The organism is Halobellus sp. GM3 (assembly GCF_052545375.1).
The window spans coordinates 345,289-361,803 of record NZ_JBQWLT010000003.1; the positions used below are offsets into that span (position 1 = coordinate 345,289).

The 16,515-nt window shown below is 67.5% G+C and carries 16 protein-coding genes; 5 read left to right on the forward strand and 11 right to left on the reverse strand.

Annotated elements, in window-relative coordinates:
- Nucleotides 1-34: 34 nt before the first annotated feature.
- On the reverse strand, nucleotides 35-478 hold the full coding sequence (locus tag ACT3HL_RS07085) for a DUF5799 family protein (RefSeq protein ID WP_445086110.1): 444 nt from the start codon (nucleotides 476-478) through the stop codon (nucleotides 35-37).
- Between the two features lie 54 nt (nucleotides 479-532).
- The gene (locus tag ACT3HL_RS07090) at nucleotides 533-1,249 is read right to left on the reverse strand and encodes a DUF7117 family protein (protein ID WP_445086111.1); all 717 of its coding nucleotides are present in this window, start codon (nucleotides 1,247-1,249) and stop codon (nucleotides 533-535) included.
- Nucleotides 1,250-1,815: 566 nt separating this feature from the next.
- On the opposite strand from ACT3HL_RS07090, the gene ACT3HL_RS07095 reads away from it, so the two are divergent.
- Nucleotides 1,816-2,112: a helix-turn-helix transcriptional regulator gene (locus ACT3HL_RS07095; RefSeq protein ID WP_445086112.1), complete on the forward strand. Its 297-nt coding sequence runs from the start codon at nucleotides 1,816-1,818 to the stop codon at nucleotides 2,110-2,112.
- 69 nt (nucleotides 2,113-2,181) lie between these two features.
- Here ACT3HL_RS07095 and ACT3HL_RS07100 read toward each other — a convergent pair whose 3' ends face one another.
- From ACT3HL_RS07100 to ACT3HL_RS07115, 4 genes are all read right to left on the reverse strand, one after another.
- Nucleotides 2,182-3,471: an AI-2E family transporter gene (locus tag ACT3HL_RS07100; RefSeq protein ID WP_445086113.1), complete on the reverse strand. Its 1,290-nt coding sequence runs from the start codon at nucleotides 3,469-3,471 to the stop codon at nucleotides 2,182-2,184.
- Between the two features lie 102 nt (nucleotides 3,472-3,573).
- Nucleotides 3,574-4,122 (reverse strand): hypothetical protein, encoded by a 549-nt coding sequence (locus tag ACT3HL_RS07105; protein ID WP_445086114.1) that lies wholly within the window; start codon nucleotides 4,120-4,122, stop codon nucleotides 3,574-3,576.
- A gap of 98 nt (nucleotides 4,123-4,220) precedes the next feature.
- Complete coding sequence (gene fen, locus ACT3HL_RS07110) at nucleotides 4,221-5,201, reverse strand: flap endonuclease-1 (protein WP_445086115.1); 981 nt, start codon at nucleotides 5,199-5,201, stop codon at nucleotides 4,221-4,223.
- A gap of 26 nt (nucleotides 5,202-5,227) precedes the next feature.
- Entirely contained in the window at nucleotides 5,228-5,944 is a 717-nt protein-coding gene (locus ACT3HL_RS07115; RefSeq protein ID WP_445086116.1) for a GNAT family N-acetyltransferase, read from the reverse strand.
- A gap of 170 nt (nucleotides 5,945-6,114) precedes the next feature.
- Here ACT3HL_RS07115 and ACT3HL_RS07120 point away from each other — a divergent pair, with 170 nt between their 5' ends.
- Together ACT3HL_RS07120 and ACT3HL_RS07125 are read left to right on the forward strand one after the other, a co-directional pair.
- A complete protein-coding gene (locus ACT3HL_RS07120; protein ID WP_445086186.1) occupies nucleotides 6,115-6,765 on the forward strand; it encodes a methyltransferase domain-containing protein in 651 nt (216 codons plus the stop codon).
- A 21-nt stretch (nucleotides 6,766-6,786) separates the two neighbouring features.
- Nucleotides 6,787-7,209, forward strand: coding sequence for a DUF3054 family protein (locus ACT3HL_RS07125; RefSeq protein WP_445086117.1), 423 nt, complete (start codon nucleotides 6,787-6,789; stop codon nucleotides 7,207-7,209).
- A gap of 16 nt (nucleotides 7,210-7,225) precedes the next feature.
- On the opposite strand, the gene ACT3HL_RS07130 is transcribed toward ACT3HL_RS07125, so the two are convergent.
- Nucleotides 7,226-8,608, reverse strand: coding sequence for an MFS transporter (locus tag ACT3HL_RS07130; RefSeq protein WP_445086118.1), 1,383 nt, complete (start codon nucleotides 8,606-8,608; stop codon nucleotides 7,226-7,228).
- A 131-nt stretch (nucleotides 8,609-8,739) separates the two neighbouring features.
- Between ACT3HL_RS07130 and ACT3HL_RS07135 the strand changes: the two genes are divergently transcribed.
- Nucleotides 8,740-9,738, forward strand: a complete 999-nt coding sequence (locus ACT3HL_RS07135) for an ornithine cyclodeaminase family protein (protein ID WP_445086119.1) — start codon at nucleotides 8,740-8,742, stop codon at nucleotides 9,736-9,738.
- A gap of 207 nt (nucleotides 9,739-9,945) precedes the next feature.
- The gene (locus ACT3HL_RS07140; protein WP_445086120.1) at nucleotides 9,946-10,980 is read left to right on the forward strand and encodes an ATP-binding protein; all 1,035 of its coding nucleotides are present in this window, start codon (nucleotides 9,946-9,948) and stop codon (nucleotides 10,978-10,980) included.
- Nucleotides 10,981-11,089: 109 nt separating this feature from the next.
- Here ACT3HL_RS07140 and ACT3HL_RS07145 read toward each other — a convergent pair whose 3' ends face one another.
- The 4 genes from ACT3HL_RS07145 to rqcH form a co-directional block, all read right to left on the reverse strand.
- A complete protein-coding gene (locus tag ACT3HL_RS07145) occupies nucleotides 11,090-12,157 on the reverse strand; it encodes an mRNA surveillance protein pelota (protein WP_445086121.1) in 1,068 nt (355 codons plus the stop codon).
- 369 nt (nucleotides 12,158-12,526) lie between these two features.
- The gene (locus ACT3HL_RS07150) at nucleotides 12,527-13,240 is read right to left on the reverse strand and encodes a DUF4013 domain-containing protein (protein WP_445086122.1); all 714 of its coding nucleotides are present in this window, start codon (nucleotides 13,238-13,240) and stop codon (nucleotides 12,527-12,529) included.
- A 144-nt stretch (nucleotides 13,241-13,384) separates the two neighbouring features.
- Complete coding sequence (locus ACT3HL_RS07155; protein ID WP_445086123.1) at nucleotides 13,385-14,101, reverse strand: DUF4013 domain-containing protein; 717 nt, start codon at nucleotides 14,099-14,101, stop codon at nucleotides 13,385-13,387.
- Nucleotides 14,102-14,340: 239 nt separating this feature from the next.
- Nucleotides 14,341-16,458: a ribosome rescue protein RqcH gene (rqcH, locus tag ACT3HL_RS07160; protein WP_445086124.1), complete on the reverse strand. Its 2,118-nt coding sequence runs from the start codon at nucleotides 16,456-16,458 to the stop codon at nucleotides 14,341-14,343.
- Nucleotides 16,459-16,515 lie beyond the last annotated feature (57 nt).

The window sequence follows — 16,515 nt, forward strand, 5'->3', positions numbered from 1 at the left end:
GGAGAAAGCCTCGCGCTTCAGCGCGGGGAGGATGTCAATCCTGATAGGCGATTCGGACCTGCTCCCACTTGTTCTTCGATTCGAGGTGCCGCTGTAACTCGTTCGCGTAGTCCTGCGTCAGCCGTTTCGCGTCGTCGAGCCGTTCCTCGTCCGATCCGCCGCCGGCGCTGATTCCGAGCGCTCCCTTGAGCGAGTCGACGAATCCCCCGCCCGAGGAGCCGTCATCGCCGTCGGGGCCCCCCATCTGCGGCATCTGTGAGCGGATGTTGTCCAACTCGGGCATTATCTGCGGGAGCTTGTCCGTGTCGGCGACGAGCTGTGCCCGCTCGGGATCGTCGGCGTTCTCGATCTCCAGTTCCGTCGCCGTCATGATGAGCCCCCACTCCTGATTGGAGAATCTCGAACTCTCGACGCGGTCGTTGAACTCCCTGTCGACAGCCATCCGATCTCCGACGATGCTGTCGGTCCAATCTGCCATACGGCGGACTACGCCGGTCGTCGGTTTGAGCGTTTCCCTCGGCGTATCGGCGTCTCAACCCCCCAGTCGCGAGAGCCGGTCGCGGGCGCGAGCCAGCGCGGACTCGTCGCCCGCGGTGAGATACGCGACCAGCTCCCGGGCGGCTCGGACGATCGCCTCGGACTCTTCGGTCGGGACGTCGCCGTAGACCGCCTCGATTCGCGTGACGTGCGTATCGAGGGTCTCGCGGGCGTCCCTCGCCGACGAATCCGGATGGTCGGTGAGCCACGTCCCGAGGTCCGCACAGAACCGGCCGGTGACTTCGGCGTAGGCGAGGCCTCGCGCGTCCCGCATCGACTCCGGAACCGACGACGCCCGCGGGCGTTCGCCGCTGTCAGCGCCGCGAAGCAGTTCGAGAACGTAGAGCCGCGCCTCCTCGCTCGGATCGCGGGTCCGCTGGAACACGTCGGACGCGTGAAGTAACTCTGCCGCGGCCAGCAGCGTGTCGTCGACCGGTTGCAGTTCACCGCCTCTCACGAAGCCGCGCTGTCGGACGTACGCTCGCAGCGTCTCCTTCAGGTCGTCAACGACGTCGCGGAGTTCCGTGGCCCCGCCCAGTTCGTTACGGTGGGTCGAGAGATCCAGCGTGACGGCGCTGTCCGTGTGTCGCTTCCGATCGCCGAGCCCCGTGCTTCGGAGGCTCCCGCAGTCCGGACAGTCGACCGTCCCAGTGTCGAAATACGACCACTCACGACCGCAGTCGGTACAGCGCCGGCGCCCCCGAACGAACATATCCACGCGTTATCGCCCGGCGGAAAAAAGCGCGTCGTGACTGACTGTCCCACAGTCGATATATTTATGTGGGGCAATCAGCAATGGTCGGGTGACGCTTCGTCTGGAGGGCCGAAGCGTCAGCGGGGACCAATTCAGGGCGGCAAGCATCCGCGTGGTTTTCACGCGGCTTGCTTCCTTTTCCGGCCGTAACGGACGTCGTCGAGAGCGGCGGGCATCCGCATCGGTGTCGCGTTCGAGACGAACTGTGTGAGTTCCATCAGTCACCGCACCGCCGTGTCGCCACCGCGTCGCTCCGCGTCGTCGCCGCGTCGCTGCCAAGTCGCTGCCGCGTCGCCGGATCGTCTACCGTGCTTTCGAACCGCGGTTTCTCTCCGTGGACGAGTGGGATCCGCGTCCCTCACGGACATATTAGAGAACCGACTTAGAAGTAGTAATCCGGCAGATATGTTGTTCCCTTTCATTTCCGGCACCGCGGTCGTACTGTCGATATCTGGCCTCCATAGCCGGTTCACGGGTCGATATGTTTATTTTGGAGAACACTAATATACGAGTAGAATTCACCGATGTATGACCTGACAGGATTCCAGCGCGACCTGCTGTACGTGATCGCCGGACTCGACGAACCGCACGGGCTCGCGATCAAAGACGAACTCGAGGAGTACTACGAGAAAGAGATCCACCACGGCCGGCTCTATCCGAATCTCGACACGCTCGTCGAGAAGGGGCTCGTCGACAAGGGCCAGCGCGACCGACGGACGAACTACTACACGCTCACCCGGCGCGGCCGGCGCGAGATCGCCGCTCGCAAAGACTGGGAGGGAAACTACATCAACGTCTCTTTCGACGGCATCGACGATTGAGCGGACGGCCGTCGCCCCCGCTCGACCGTCCGGCACTGTCGCCCGGGTGACGGCCCGTCGACAGTCGCTTCACTGCCTCCCCGTCTCCGGTCCTGTGGATTCGCCGCTCGCTCCCGTTTCGGGGTCGCTGTCGCTGCCTCCGGCTGACTCGGTGAGGGCCGTGCCGAACTCGAAGCCGCCGGTCGTCTCCGCCGAGGGCCGCCCGTCCCCGTCGGCCGCGACGTGCGGGTCCCCTTCTGCCACCGGTTCCGACAGGTCTGCGACCGCCGGATCCACCGTGTACGGCACGAGCGGCTCGCGGCTGATCAACACCGGGACCACGTGCTTGGCGAAGTTCATAATGAGGACGAGCAGAATGGGACCGAGGAAGATGCCGTACCAGCCGAAGAGCAGCGGTCCGAACGTGTACGCGATCATCACCGCCCCCACGTGGAGGTTGCGCCCCGAGACGTACGGTCTGAGCACGAGGTCGGGGATCGTGTCGACGACGACGAACGAAACGGCGACGAAGGCGACGGTGAACCACAGCGTTGTCGGATCGGACAGATACGACGTCGCCCCGAGATACACCGCGACGGGGACGTACACGAGCTTCATCCCGACGATGGGTACGAGACTCGCCACGCCGGCGATCAGGCCGATAAGCGCCGCCGCGGGGATCGCGACGCCCGGCGGCGAGACGAGATTCAAGAGCGTGTACGCGATGACGCCGATCGTTCCGGTGAGAACGGCGTTGAGGATGTTCCCGAAGAAGATGTTCGTGAAGTCGTTGTCGACGGCCCCGAGGAACGTCTCGAGGACCCCCCGGTCGTCCGCGAGTTGGGACCGAGCCCATCGCGAGAGCTTCTGGTCGTCTCGGAGCAGGTAAAACGCCAGGGCGATCATCGCGAACAAGTGGACGAGGCCGACGCCGACGAACGCGAGGACGTCGCTGGCGGAGCTCACCGACGACAGCAGCTGCGAGAGTCGCTCGGGGGTCACCATCTCCGGGTCGAGAGCGAGCACCCGCTCGATGTCGGTGAACCGTTCGAGCTGTGACTCCGAGATCGGGTACTGGCTGATGTCGAAGATCCCCTCGTTGGTCAGTCGTAACAGCTCGCTGACGGCGATCGCTCCGGTGTAGGCGACGATCGCCAGCGCGGGGAGTGCGAGAACGAAGAGCGCCACGGCGGCGGCGAGGCTCGGCGGGCGGATCCGCTTTTTGATGCGACGGTAGATCGGGCGGGTCGCGTAGTAGATGAAGACGCCGAAGACGAACGTGCCGACGAAGGAGTACACGACGTACGAGAGGGCCGCCGCGAGGGCGATTCCGACCCCCCACCACGAGAGCCGAGAGCGACCCATCTCGAGAACAGACATACCGAACGAGGGAGGGCCACGGAAAAAAAGGTACCGCGGAGAAACGACGGTGAAGGCGACGTACTCGCGTCACGCCGGATGTTCACCACCCGTTTGCGCCGCCTACCCCTCTGTCGATGTGGCCGGGACCCCCGCCGCCTCCTCACAGGCCATCGCGGTCGAGATCACTCGGGCCCTGACGCTCCCGTCGGGTCTGACGGCCACGTGCGTCTCGGAGTCGTTGCAGTCGACGAACTCCCGGCGGATGCCCAGTCGCCGGTCCGACTCCGTCGGCGGGAACACGTCGAGCACGTAGTCGGCCGGGCGGAACACCTCGACGCGGAAGGTGCCGTAGGCCGGGAACGTCGGCGCCGCGTCCACGAGCCTCTCCCCGGTGCCCGCCGCCACGAGTCGGACGCCGATCGCTCGGCTGTCGGCGTCGTCGTTCCAGACGATAGCGCGGTGGTGGGTCGCCTCGGACGGATCGCCGACCCGACGCGTCTCGAAGGGGTCGCCGGCGTCGAACTCCGTGAGCGACGCGTCGCCCGGCGGCGGCAGCGTGTCGGGCGTCGCGGTCGTCTCCGACGGCGACGTCCGGACGGCGGAGAGACAGCCGGGCAGACAGCCGAACACGAGCGCGGGGACCAATGAGAGGAGCCGACGGCGGCGCATTGTCGAGGGCTACGACGCGGGGTATCAAACCGGTTGGGATAGGTCGAATGCGCCTTTGAGTTACCCGCTGTCGTCCGGATCTCCGCGCCCCGCCGGAGCTACGTCCACTCGTCGAGACCGGTCTGCACGAGCGAGGATTCGATGCGCTCGAACCCGCGCGCGACTTCGTCGGCGTCGACCTCCCACTCCTCGGTGACGTACGCGCGCGCGGCCTCGATGTCGGGGGAGACGTCGGTGTCGAACGCGTAGTCGTCGGTCACGGGCGGATCCAAAAACAGCTCCCGTATCCGATCGGCGTGCTCGATGTACTCGCCGCGGGCGTCGAGCACCGCCCACAGGTCGCCGTGTTCGTGGACCGCAGACAGCGCGGTCTTCGGGCCGACCCCGGAGATCCCCTCGTTGAAGTCGGTCCCACAGAGGATCGCGACGTCGACGAGTTGCTCGCGGGTGATCCCGCGCGCTTCGAGCGTCGCCTCGAGGTCCATCAGCTCCGGGTCGCCCTTCGAGGTGAGCTGTCGGAGCGTGTACGGCGCGCCGAAGAGCAGCGTGTCGTAGTCCTCGCTGCCCACGTAGTCGGCGTCGCCGCGGATCGCCAGATGCGAGGCCTGCGCCTCGCCCTCCGCGGGGGCCTCGACGACCGGCACGTCGAGCAGTTCGAGCAGTTCCCGCGTCGTCTCGTGGATGACGTCGGTGAGCCGCTGGGTCCGCGCCTCCAGCCGGGCGGCGGCGACGGCGTCGCCGCGCTCTTCGGCCGCCTGACGCTGTTCCTCGGCCCGCTCCCGCGCCTCGCGCCGCTCGGCCACCTCGTCGTCTTTCAGTTCGGTCACGCCGCCGTCGAAGACGAACACCGGGACGAGATCGTGCTCGAAGAACTTCGGCAGCCCCTGGACGACGCCGATGAGGTTCGCGACCTCATCGCCCGCCGCGGTCGTATACGCCTCCTCGCGGGTGAATTTGACCGTCGTCGTCAGATACCGGTACAGCCAGTTGTGGGCGTCGACGGCGACGACGCTGCCGGCGACCTCCTCGAACGTCACCTCCGAGAGTACCGCCAGACTCCGCAGATCTGCGTTTCCCATCGCCCGGAGTTCGGTCGGCAGTCGATTTAACCGTCGGGGTTGGCGAGCGGTTCGGGCGGGTCCGAATCGAGCCGGTCGGCCAGAAACGACGCCTCGGGGTCCCCGGGGTCGCGCTCGCGGAACCGGTCGAGACCGGCCCGGTACGTCTCTGCGTCCTTATGCGACTCCGCGGCCGTCTCGCTGTTGTTTGCGTCCGACTCGCTGTCGTCCGCGGCCAGTCCGCTGTCGTCCGCGGCCGCGCCGTTCGGCTCCGGCCCCGCGGCGGGGCGTTCGAGCACGAGCTCGGCGAGCCCCGTCTCCCGCCCCGTCCACGCGAAGCCGGCGCGGTACATCGCTTCGTACGCGAAGGGGTTGTTGACGGCGATTCTGAGCCGCTCGTAGCCGCGGCCCGCGGCCCGCTCGGCGACGAACGTCGCCAGTCGTGGGCCGAGACTGTGCCCCTTCGCGTCCGACCGGACCGTGACGTACCGATACCAGAGCGTCGCGTCGTCGGTGCGGTCCTCGTTGAACGCGAGCGCCGCCACGACGTCGGTGTCGAACTCGGACTCGGCGACATCACCGTCCGGTCCGTCGTCGAACGTCGGTGGCGTCGCGTCGCCGGCGACGACGTCGGGGGCGGTGGCCCCGCGAGCGACCGCCTTTCCGGTGTTCGACATCACGAACTTGCCGGCGTAGGCGAACCGCCGGTAGTCGAGTCGGAGCGTCGGTCCGTCCGGCGGCCAGCCGAGGCAGACGAACTCCATCGCGTGCGTCTACGTCGGCCGACGAGAAGAGTTCGGCGGTGAGGCGGCGTCGACCGATCGCTTTCGCCCCCGTCGAGTCGGACGGCGTCGAAGCGCTCATCTTCCCCACCAACCCCGTGGTACTCCTTTGCCCCGACAGCCCCTTGGCGCTCACCGACGAACACCGGCGTATGTCCTCGTGGTTCGGTCCCGGCGACGTCCGCTTCTTCGATCGGATCGCCCGCCTCTACGATCTCGCGATGCCGCCGGCGAAGACGGGGGCGCTCCGGGACGGGTTCGCCTTCGCCGACCGGCCGATCGACCGGGTGCTCGACCTCGCCGGCGGGACCGGACGGGCCTCCAGCGGGCTCGCCGGTGCCGGCTTCGACCCGGTCGTCGTGGACGCCTCCTCGGGGATGCTCGCGCGCGCCCGGGCGGCGGGCCACGCGGTCGTCCGCGGCGACGCCGGCTCGCTCCCGATCGCCGACGACGCGGTCGACGCCGCGGTCGTCGTGGACGCGCTTCATCACCTCCCGGACCCGGCCGCCGGGCTTTCCGAGGCCGCCCGCGTCGTGCGTCCCGGCGGCGTTCTCGTCGTTCAGGAGTTCCACCCGCGGACGCTCCTCGGTCGCGGTCTCGTCGCCGCCGAGCGGACGGTCGGCTTCGACTCGGCGTTCTGGACGCCGACGGAGCTCTGTGGACTTCTCTCGGCTGCGGGGTTCGATTCTCGGATCGTCCGCGAGGGGTTCGAGTACGTCGTCGTGGGGCGGGTTCCGCGCTCGGACAGCGACGGTGACGACGGCCGAGCGAACGTCGACAGCGCGAACCGAGAGAGCCATTAGGGAGCGTCCGAATCGACGCGTATGGCATCCACCGAGGAGTCGTTCCTCGCACGACGCATCGACGCGGCGGCGGTCCCGCTGGTCGTCGTCGACGTGCTGGCGCTTTCGGCCGTCCTCACGTTCGGCGTGATCAACCACAACGGCGTCGACTACCTCTCGACGTCGCCCGTCGCGTGGCTTTTGACCCTGCTACCGTTCCTGCTCGGGTGGGCGGTCGCCGCCCCGCTCATCGGCGCGTACTCCGCCGGCGCCGCCGAGTCCGCGAAGGCCGCGATTCCGCTTGCGCTCCGTGCGTGGATTCCGGCCGCGGTCATCGGGTTCGTCCTCCGCGCGTCGCCGCTGTTTTCGGGCGGCTTCCAGGTGACGTTCGGCGTCGTCGTCTTCCTGACGGGCGCGGTGGCGCTCGTCGCGTTCCGCTGGCTGTTCTTCAAACTTCTCGGCTGACAGCGGCGTTCGGCTGTCACGGTAGTTCCGCGCGTTCCGCCACCTTCCGCCGTCGCCGGAGCAGGTAGGCGCCGACGCCGGACCCGACGGCCCCGAACCCGGCGAGCGTCGCGAACAGCGCTGCGGGGGTCGCATACGTCAGGATCGCACCGGCGATCGCCCCACCGAGCGCGCCGACGCCGAACACGCCGAGGTAGGTGTAGCCGTACGAGAGCCCGCGCGCGTCGGCCGGGGTGTACTCCGCGACGGTGGCCTGATAGAACGGCTGGACGAAAAAGAGCGCACAGCCGAGCACCGCGCCGACGGCGAGTAACGGGCCGATGCCCGCGTCAGCGGCGGGCAGGAAGGCGACGCCGAGCACCGCGAGCAGCCCGAACCCACCGGCGAGTCCGAGTTCCACGGGGATCCGGTCGGTCAGCTTCCCGCCGAGGTACTGCCCGAGGACGCCGACGATCAACAGCCCCGAGTAGAAGTAGCGCTCGGGGTTGATCGCCCGCCCGGAGCCGGCTCTGACGCCGAGCGCGTCGGTGACGGCCGGCGGGAGGACGGATATCAGCGGGATCGGATCGAAGCCCGGCAGCGACTCGAGGAGGTTCGGCATGAACGTGAGCACGCCCCGGTAGTAGAGCCCCGACGCCATCACCACCACGAAGACGAGGGCGAAGCCGCCGGCGAACAGCCGACGCGACTCGACGCCGAACTCGGCCAGCGACGCGACTCCGGCGTCGGCGCGGCCGTCGCCGCCGGAACCTCCGTCGACGGCGGACGCCGCGCCCCCCGCGGAATCGGACGGGACGGGGTCCTCGTCGACGGCCGCCGTCTCGTCGAACTCCGCGCGCATCGCGTACGCACCGGCGACGAGCGCGGGGACGGCGAGTAGGACCGCGACGGCCGTCCAGTCGACGAAGAGCAGCAGGATCGCGGTCACGAGCGGCCCCAGTCCGGTCCCGACGTTGCCGGCGATGCCGTGGTAGGCGAAGCCGGTTCCCCGCTCTGCGACGCCCTTCGAGAGGAGCGCCAGCCCGGCGGGGTGATAGACGCTCGCGGCGGCCCCCCACAGGAGCAGCGCGAGCGTGACCACGAGGAGGTTCGGCGAGAGCCCCAAGAGGACGAACGAGCCGGCCATCCCGAACAGGCTGGCGGTGATGAGCCGGTCGGAGCCGATGCGATCGACGAGCACGCCGCCCGGGAGCGCGCCGACGCCGAAGAGACCGTACCCCGCGGTCACGACCAGCCCCAGCGTCGCCGCGGTGACCTCCAGTTGAGTCAGCCCCAGGGGTAGGACGTCGAACTCGACCAGCCAGATCGAAACGAAGATCGGGATCGAAAGCTCGTAGGTGTGGACCATCCCGTGGGCGACGCTCACCAACGCCACGATCGCCCGGTCGTTCGAGTTCACGACCCCACGTGCGTCGAGCGGGCAGTTCAACGCTCCGATGTGGCGCCCTCGAATCCGAGGCCGGCCCGGGCCGTCCGTTCACAACCGCCTCCTTCCGCACGTTCTTGTCGGTGGCGCTCGAATCCGAGTCCATGACCGAGACGCTGTTCCTGACGAGCGCGGACGTAGACGGCCTCGCGACCCCGGCGGAGTTCGTCGAGGCGGTTCGCGACGGCTACCGACAGCGGGGCGAGGGCGCCCCCGCCGAACCGCGAACGAAGCTCACGAACGCCGACCCGCCGGGGTTTCTCACGACCTACGCGGCCGTCCTGCCGGACACGGGCGCGATGGGCGGCTATATGTACTCCGCCGGGTTCGGCGCGGGGGACGCGTGGTTCACCACGCCGCTTTTCGACGCGGACTCGGGCGCACCGCTCGCGATGCTGGACGGCGCCAGTATGAACCCCTTCAAGACGGGCGCCGCCGGGGCGGTCGCGGCCGACGAACTGGCCCGAACGGACGCGTCCTCGGCGGCGATCATCGGCAGCGGTCCGCAGGCGCGCGGACAGCTTCGCGCGCTGGCGACCGTCCGCGATCTGGAGACCGTCTGGGTCTACTCGCCGACGAAGGAGAACCGCGAGTCGTTTGCCGGCGAGATGGACCGCCGCCTCGACGCGAGCGTCGCGGCCGTCGCCTCCGCGGCGGCGGCGATCGAGGGCGCGGACGTCGTCGTGACCGCGACGAGCGCGAGCGAACCCGTCTTCGACGGCGACGCCCTCGAACCGGGAACGCACGTCACGGCGATGGGACAGTACGACCCCGCAAAGCGCGAGCTCGACGAGACGACGATCGAGCGCGCGACGTACGTCCCCGACCTCAGAGAGCGGGCGCTGCAGGACGCCGGTTCCTTCCTCTACGCGGTCGAGGCCGGCGTCGTCGACGAGGATCACATCCACGCCGAACTCGGCGATGTCGTCGCCGGCAACGCCCCCGGCCGCCAGTCCGACGACGAGATCACCGTCTTCGACAGCGGCGGGACCGGCATCGAGACCGTCGCCGGCGCGTACCTCCTCTACGAGAAGGCCCGCGAGGCTGGGCTCGGATCCTCTGTCGACTTCGCGCCCGGCAGCGAGGCGCTCACGGGGGAGTGAGGATCGGATTCACCGACGTTCTCCTTGGCGGCCGGTCCCGCGAGTCGGGCACGTATCGAGGGGTCGCGAGCGAAATCGCGAGGCGGAGGGCGATGATGGGCGCCAGAGACCGACGGATTGTCAGCGCGGTATCTGTCCGCTCCCAGATACGACAGCCATCTATTCAGAGGTTTTTTGAGCCGTGCTGTAGGCTATCTCACACAGTTTATGAGCTCAGCAGAACCGGATTTCCGATCACTGATTGACTATCTCGACGGCATAGCGATCTGGATCGTTTCCGAGCCGGAAGAGTTCGAGTACATCAGCGCCGGCGCCGAGGGAATCTGGGGAATTTCTGCTGAAGCCATCCAGAACGACCCCTCTGCACTACTCGACCGAATCCATCCGGACGACCTCGATATGGTCCTGTCGTATATGGACACCGCGCCCGAGAAAGTGTCAGAGGAATCGTACGAGGCCCGTGCGGTCCATCCGGATGGGACAGTACGGTGGGTCCACACGCGACAGATTCCGGTACGGGACAGTGACGGGACGCTTCGGAGAATCGTCGGGATCTGTACGGATATCACGGACCAAAAGCGCCGCGAGCAGGAGTTCGAAGCGCTCAACCGCGTTCTCCGCCACGACATCCGGAACGATCTGGGTATTCTCCTCGGATGGGGCGAGTTCCTCGAACAGCACGTCGATGAGGAGGGTGAAGAGCTGTTGGAGAAGGTGCTGTCGGCCGCAGATCACGTCGTGGAACTCACTGAGATCGCCCGCGATTATGCCGAGACAATCGCAAGCGGGACGCAGATGGACACCAAACCGGTTTCACTCCGTGCCAGCCTCGAACAGGAGGTCGAACTCCGACGCGAATTCTTTCCCCAGTCGGAGTTCAGGATCGTCGGTGACATCCCGGACGTCGAGGTGATCGCGAACGAGATGCTCTCGTCGGTGTTCCGTAATCTGCTGAACAACGCTGTCCAGCACAACGATACAGACGAGCCTGTCGTCGAGGTTAGCGGGGAGGTACGCGACGAGAGCGTGGTCGTTCACATCGCGGACAACGGCCCGGGAATCCCCCCCGAAATGCGGGACTCCCTCTTCAAAGAGGGACGGAAGGGAATCGACAGTTCCGGGACTGGTATCGGACTCTATCTCGTGAAAACGCTACTGGAGCAGTACAACGGCGCTATCGATGTCACGGACAACTCTCCGAAGGGATCGGTGTTTCACGTCGAATTCGCCCAACATCGGTAACGTCCCCCCGAAAGCACCGCCCGGCGAGGAAGGGGGCCGAACGGCTCTTTTTTCTCTGGTCTTCCCGAGCGGGTTACATCACCAAGGGCCCGCTCGGGAAACGGTGGGGCTACTGCAGCCGATACCGCAGCAACGCCGCGATTCCGCCGAGGTTCCGAAGCTGCTGTCCGGGGTCGAACTCGCCGGAGAAGACCGTCACGTCGCCGCCCTGTCGCTCGACCGACTGGATGACCTCGTTGACGTCGACGTCCCAGTCGCCCTCGCCCTGTCGCTCCTGCCGCAGGCGGTCGTCGACGACGAGCAGTTCCTCGACGGCGCCGAAATCGGCGGCCTCCGCGACCTCGTCGATGCCGTACGCCACCTTCTCGCCCGTCGCGATGCCCTCCATCAGGTCGTCGAGGAGTTCCGCCTCCTTCGAGATTCGTGTCTGCGTCTGTACCTCGTCGACAGCGCCGCGTTTCAGCACCTCGTGGACGCCCCGGTCGCCGACGCCCGCGGTGTCGACGACGGTGAGCAGATCCGCGACCTCGGCGTGGTTCTCCGCGATGTAGTCGCGGGCGTCCTGCTTCGTGAAGCCCGGCCCGGCGAGGATGATCGCGTCGACGTCCATCCGCGCGAGGGCCTTCCCCAACTCGGCGAACAGCTCCGAGCGGGGGCGGGCGTACTCGCCCTTCCCGGTCGGCGCGGTGAAGGAGAATTTCTCCTCGGTGCCGTACTGCGCGACCGTGTGGATGTGCGCTTCGCCCTCCTCGACGGTCGCGATCGCGACGTCTGCGTTCTCGGCGGCCTGCTCGGCCTCCTCGATGCGCTCGATCTGATCTGGCTTGAAGTGCTTCTCGATCGTGACCTCGTCGTGCTCCTCGACGTTGAGCGTGTGGTGGTGGCCGAGTTGGTCCTCGCGGGAACAGCCGACGATCTCGCCGCCGACGCGCAGGCGGTTCGCGAAGCGCGCGAACTCGACGTCGTCGACGGCGATCGTCACGAACAGGTGCTCGCGCTGGCCGCCCGTATCGCGGAGGTTCTCCTCGTTGCGCTGGATGCGGCGGGTGGTGTCGCCGGAGACCAGATCGCCCGATTCGAGGACGTGTGAGAGGTGCCAGAGGTCGTCGACGTTCTCGGGGACGAGGGTCATCCGCTCGCGACCCTCCTCACCGTGGCCGCGACTCGAAATTCGCATACGTGGTGTCACGGGAGCAGAGAGAAAGGTCCTGCTATCCCACCTTTTTACTTCGTCGGGTGCGCCGGAGGCGCACCCTCCTCGCAAAAAGCTGGACCAAAAAGTGGCCGCTCGCTCGGCCTCCGGCCTCGCTCGCGGTACGACAGAGTGGCACGGTTCAATCAATACAGATGAACCAAATATTGCTCTCCACTAACATTATGTGGAACAATAGGTGCGTGAAGTACCTCGGGGGACAAGCCCCGAGGCTTCACCGTTTTGTCTGTGCCGTCCAGAAACGGACGGACAGACGCGGGCAAATTTAATTCCCTCAACCTCCCCCGTATGGAGTCGGTCGGAAATCCGACTTCGCAGCGGAGCGAGATCCGACTAGGCGGTCGTCGCAGTCGTGCGGTCGCGGGTCCCGTTGTCGTGGTTCTTCGCCAGTCCGTCGGCGAACCCGCGGCCGAACAGGTAGTACGTCACGACCTGCACGTAGAAGAGCCCGAAGATCCCGACGACGACGAGGCTGAGCATACTCGCGACCGATCCGAGAACGATGCCGACGACGATGGCGAGGACCCACGCGGTGAGGTACTCGCTCGTCGTGACGCCCGCGAGAATCGTCGAGGCGTCGAACGCTGCCGCGATGGAGTCCTCGCGGGCGAAGTTCGCGAACATCGCCGGCGCGACGTAGCCGAGCAGCAGCGCGACGGCGACGAAAATCAGGAGCCCCAGTACGCCGAACACGGCCACGATGCCGCCGCCCCCCGGCCCGGGATCGGCGGCGGGCCCGCCTCCCGCGAGGAGCGATCCCGCGCCGAAAAGCGCGCCGACGAGAAGTAGCACGGCCAACAGAGCGATCGAGACGATCAGGTTCACCGCGAACAGTTTCAGCCCGTCGACGAGCAGGTCGCCCCAGTCGTCGAACCCGGGTGCGTCGGTCTCCCCGCGTGCCGCGCCCCGGAGCACCCGCACGAAGTACCCCTGCAGGAGGAAGATCGGAACCACGAACACCGTCAGTACGCTCAGCAGCCCACCGATGACGATGGTCCGAAGCCAACTGTCACCGTTCAGCGGATAGTGGAGGGACTCTGAAAGCATCGGCTCGGAGGTCTCCGGGCATACGGGTAACTCTTACGCCGCCGCGAGTCCGACAGCGTGACTCACCTGACCGCCCTCACGATGATCCGGTGATCGCCACCCACGGTGTGGGCGGTCGTCGGGGCGAGACGGGACCAGTCAGTATCAGACCGCCGCCGACTCGTCGATCGGGTCCCCGCGTTCGCCGACGTCGAGGTGGCGCAGTTCGCCCCACGCGTGGCCGATGAGGTAGTACGCCGATACCCCGGCGTAAAACCCGACGAAGGCCCCGGCGATCGTCCCGATCACCGGAACGGCGTTCAAGAGCCCGGCGATTACGCCGGCCCCGATCAGGACGGCGACCCCCGAGAGCCACGCCGTGGCGTACGCTCCCGAGGTCAGCACGGGACGGAGTTCACCGAGCGAGAACGCCGCGCCGAGGCGGTCGGTCTCGGCGAAGGCCGCGATCGCTGCGGGGGCGACGTACGCCGCCAGCAGACTGAGCGCGAACGCGGCTAGCCCGCCGACGAAGAGACCGACCATCCCGAGTCCGAGGAGGCTGGTCGACTCCGCGCTCCCGCCGGCGACGAACGAGAGGACGCTCCCGCCGACCACGACGGCCGCAATGATCCCCGGGACGAGGCCGTAGACGAAGGCGACGACGAACGCTTTCAGCCCGTCGACGAACAGGTCGCCCCACTCGTCGAATACCGGGGGCTGCTCGTCGCCGTGCATCGTCCCGCGGGCGACGCGAACGAGATAGCCCATCACGAGGAACGTCGGGACGAGCAGGACGCTCAACAGGCTGAGGAACCCGCCGATGAGAACGGTTGTGACCCAGCCGTCGTCGGTTCTGAGGTACTGGAGTGACTGTTGTATCATTGTGTTCACCGAGCGGCCCGGGATCCGACGGCGGAACCGAACTCGGCGGGGTCGTCTATCGACCCCCGCCACCGACCATAATATCGGTGTCGGCCCTGACATCGCCGCCGGTCGGGACACCGCGGAACCGGGGTGATCGCTCAGGCGAGTCACTACGATGTCTCAGGAGATAACTATATACGCCACAAACGGTGGTACGCGGCGATTAACCCCGTTGACGACCGCGGGGACGGTCGAGGTTACGGTTCGACGAGCTCGCTCCCGCCGGGCGGCAGGAACTCCTGTATCTTGTCGGGGCTCGCGACCTTCCGGAGGAACGACTGGTCGCTGAACCGGTCTCGGAACTCCCGGTAGATCATCTTCGCGGCGTCGTTCTGCGCGTAGCGGCCGGGCCGCACCCGGACGGCCGTCGCGACGCGGTCCTCGATGGCCGACGGCGGGCCGCCGAGCACGCGCGTCTCACCTTCGCACTGGATGCCGACGGCGACTTCCGCGGCGACGTCTCGGAAGTACGTCCGCTCGCCGCGGATGACGAACGATCCCTTCTCGATGTACTCGCCGGACTCGGGCGTCTTCGACACCTGATCGGGCGTCACCATGTACGCGTCCCCGGCGTATCGGCCGTCCTTCCAGATCGACGAGTACGAGACGGCGAACTGCGCGGCCTCCGAGAGCGTGGACTCGGGGAACTCGACCGGCTCGGAGGGCTCGGAGGGCCCGGTCGCCTTCAGGACCGTCACCGGCCCGCCGTGCGCCTGCGTGTGGAAGAAGCGGTCGTGTTTGTTCAGGTACTTCGTGACGATCTCCTCGTTCTGGTCGGCGTTGCGGCCGCCGATGACGAGGAAGCCCTCGGAGGTGCGGAACCACCGGAAGCGCTCGTACCATTGCTCCGACGTCCGAAGCGGAATCGACTCCATCGCCAGCCAGTCGCGGTCCTCGAACTCGTCGTCCTCCGCTTCGGCCTCGTCTTCCCCGTCGTCGGCCTCCCACTCCTCGCGCCGCTGTTCGACCGCCTCCAGCTCCTCGCGGGTGTTCTCGATGGCGGCGAGCGCGCCCTCCTTCTTCTCCTCGATCCGCTTGGCCTCCGTGTACAGCCGGTCGGCGTTCTTCTCGACGCCGGTGTCGGCGACGACCTCGACCTCGGTGCCGTCGAGTTCGACCGTGACGGTCCCCGCCGCCCCGTCGACGTCGCGGACCGCCTCCGCGGCGGGGATGCCGCGCTCGGCCCCCGCCGCGAGCGTCTCGCGGATCTCGTCCCACGGGACGCCGTTCTCGCGGGCCTCGCGGACCGTCGAGAGGATCTCGTCGACGAGGTCGTAGTGGGCGTACAGCAGCTCCGCGCGGCGGCGCTCGGTGTCGGCCTGCGATTCGAACTCCCCGATCGCGCCCTCCTGCTGATCGATGATGCGCTTTTTCTTCTCAATCTCGGCCTCGAAGTCGGGGCGGGAGCTCCCCGCCTCCTCGGCGTCCGGGGACTCGGCGTCTCGCTCAAGCCGGTAGAAGTACTCGTCGAGCGCGTCGTTGAACGTGTCGGCGGCCTCGCTGTCGAGTCCCTCCCGCTCGTGTTCCTCCAGCGGGAACGGCGTCGCGTCGACGACCGCGCCGTCGTCGCCGGTGTAGACGCGCGGGTCGAACTCCCCGGCGCGGAGCCGCGTTCGCAGCTCCTCGATCGCGTCGTGGAGCGCCCGGTACTCCTCGTCGCCGGCGTCCGCGATCGGCATCGTCTTCTCGACGCCGGCGCGGGTGCAGAGCTCCTCGGCGTAGAGGCCGCCGAGGTTCAACTGCGTGGCGAGCGTCCGCACCACGTCGGTGTCGGAGTCGTCCATGTTCCGGGCGAACGCGTCGTAACTGACCGTGAGCGGATTGAGTCGCGAGGCGGGGAATTCGTACTGCGCGCCGGGCGCGACGGTCCGAGACTTCAGTCGGACCGTCTCGAGGCTCTGGACGACCTCGCCCGTCTCATCGAGCACCGCGACGTTCCCCTGCCCGAACAGCTCGACGACGATTCGGGTGTTCTGGTCGTCCCGCTCGAACTCGAAGACCAGAATCCGGTCGAACTCGAACTGCTCGACGCCCGCGAAGTCCGCGCCCGAGAGGCGGTTCCGCAGCATCATCGCGAAGTTCGGCGGTCGCCCCGGGGCGTCGGGGACGCGATCTGGGTCCGCCACGTGCGCCCGCTTGACGTCGCCGACTTCGAGGATGAGCTCGACGCGTCCGCGGTCGAAATCGCGCATCTTGAAGCGGAGCAGGTCGTCGCCGTAGAGGTAGGCCTTGTCGACCTTCGCCCCCTCGTACCGGTTCAGTTCGGTGACGAGGGCGGCCAGGTCGACGCTCGTGAGCTCCCGCTTCGGATCCATATCCCCCCGTTCTCGCGGGGGAAGGAAAAGGCGCACGTTCCGTGCGGCGCGACGGCG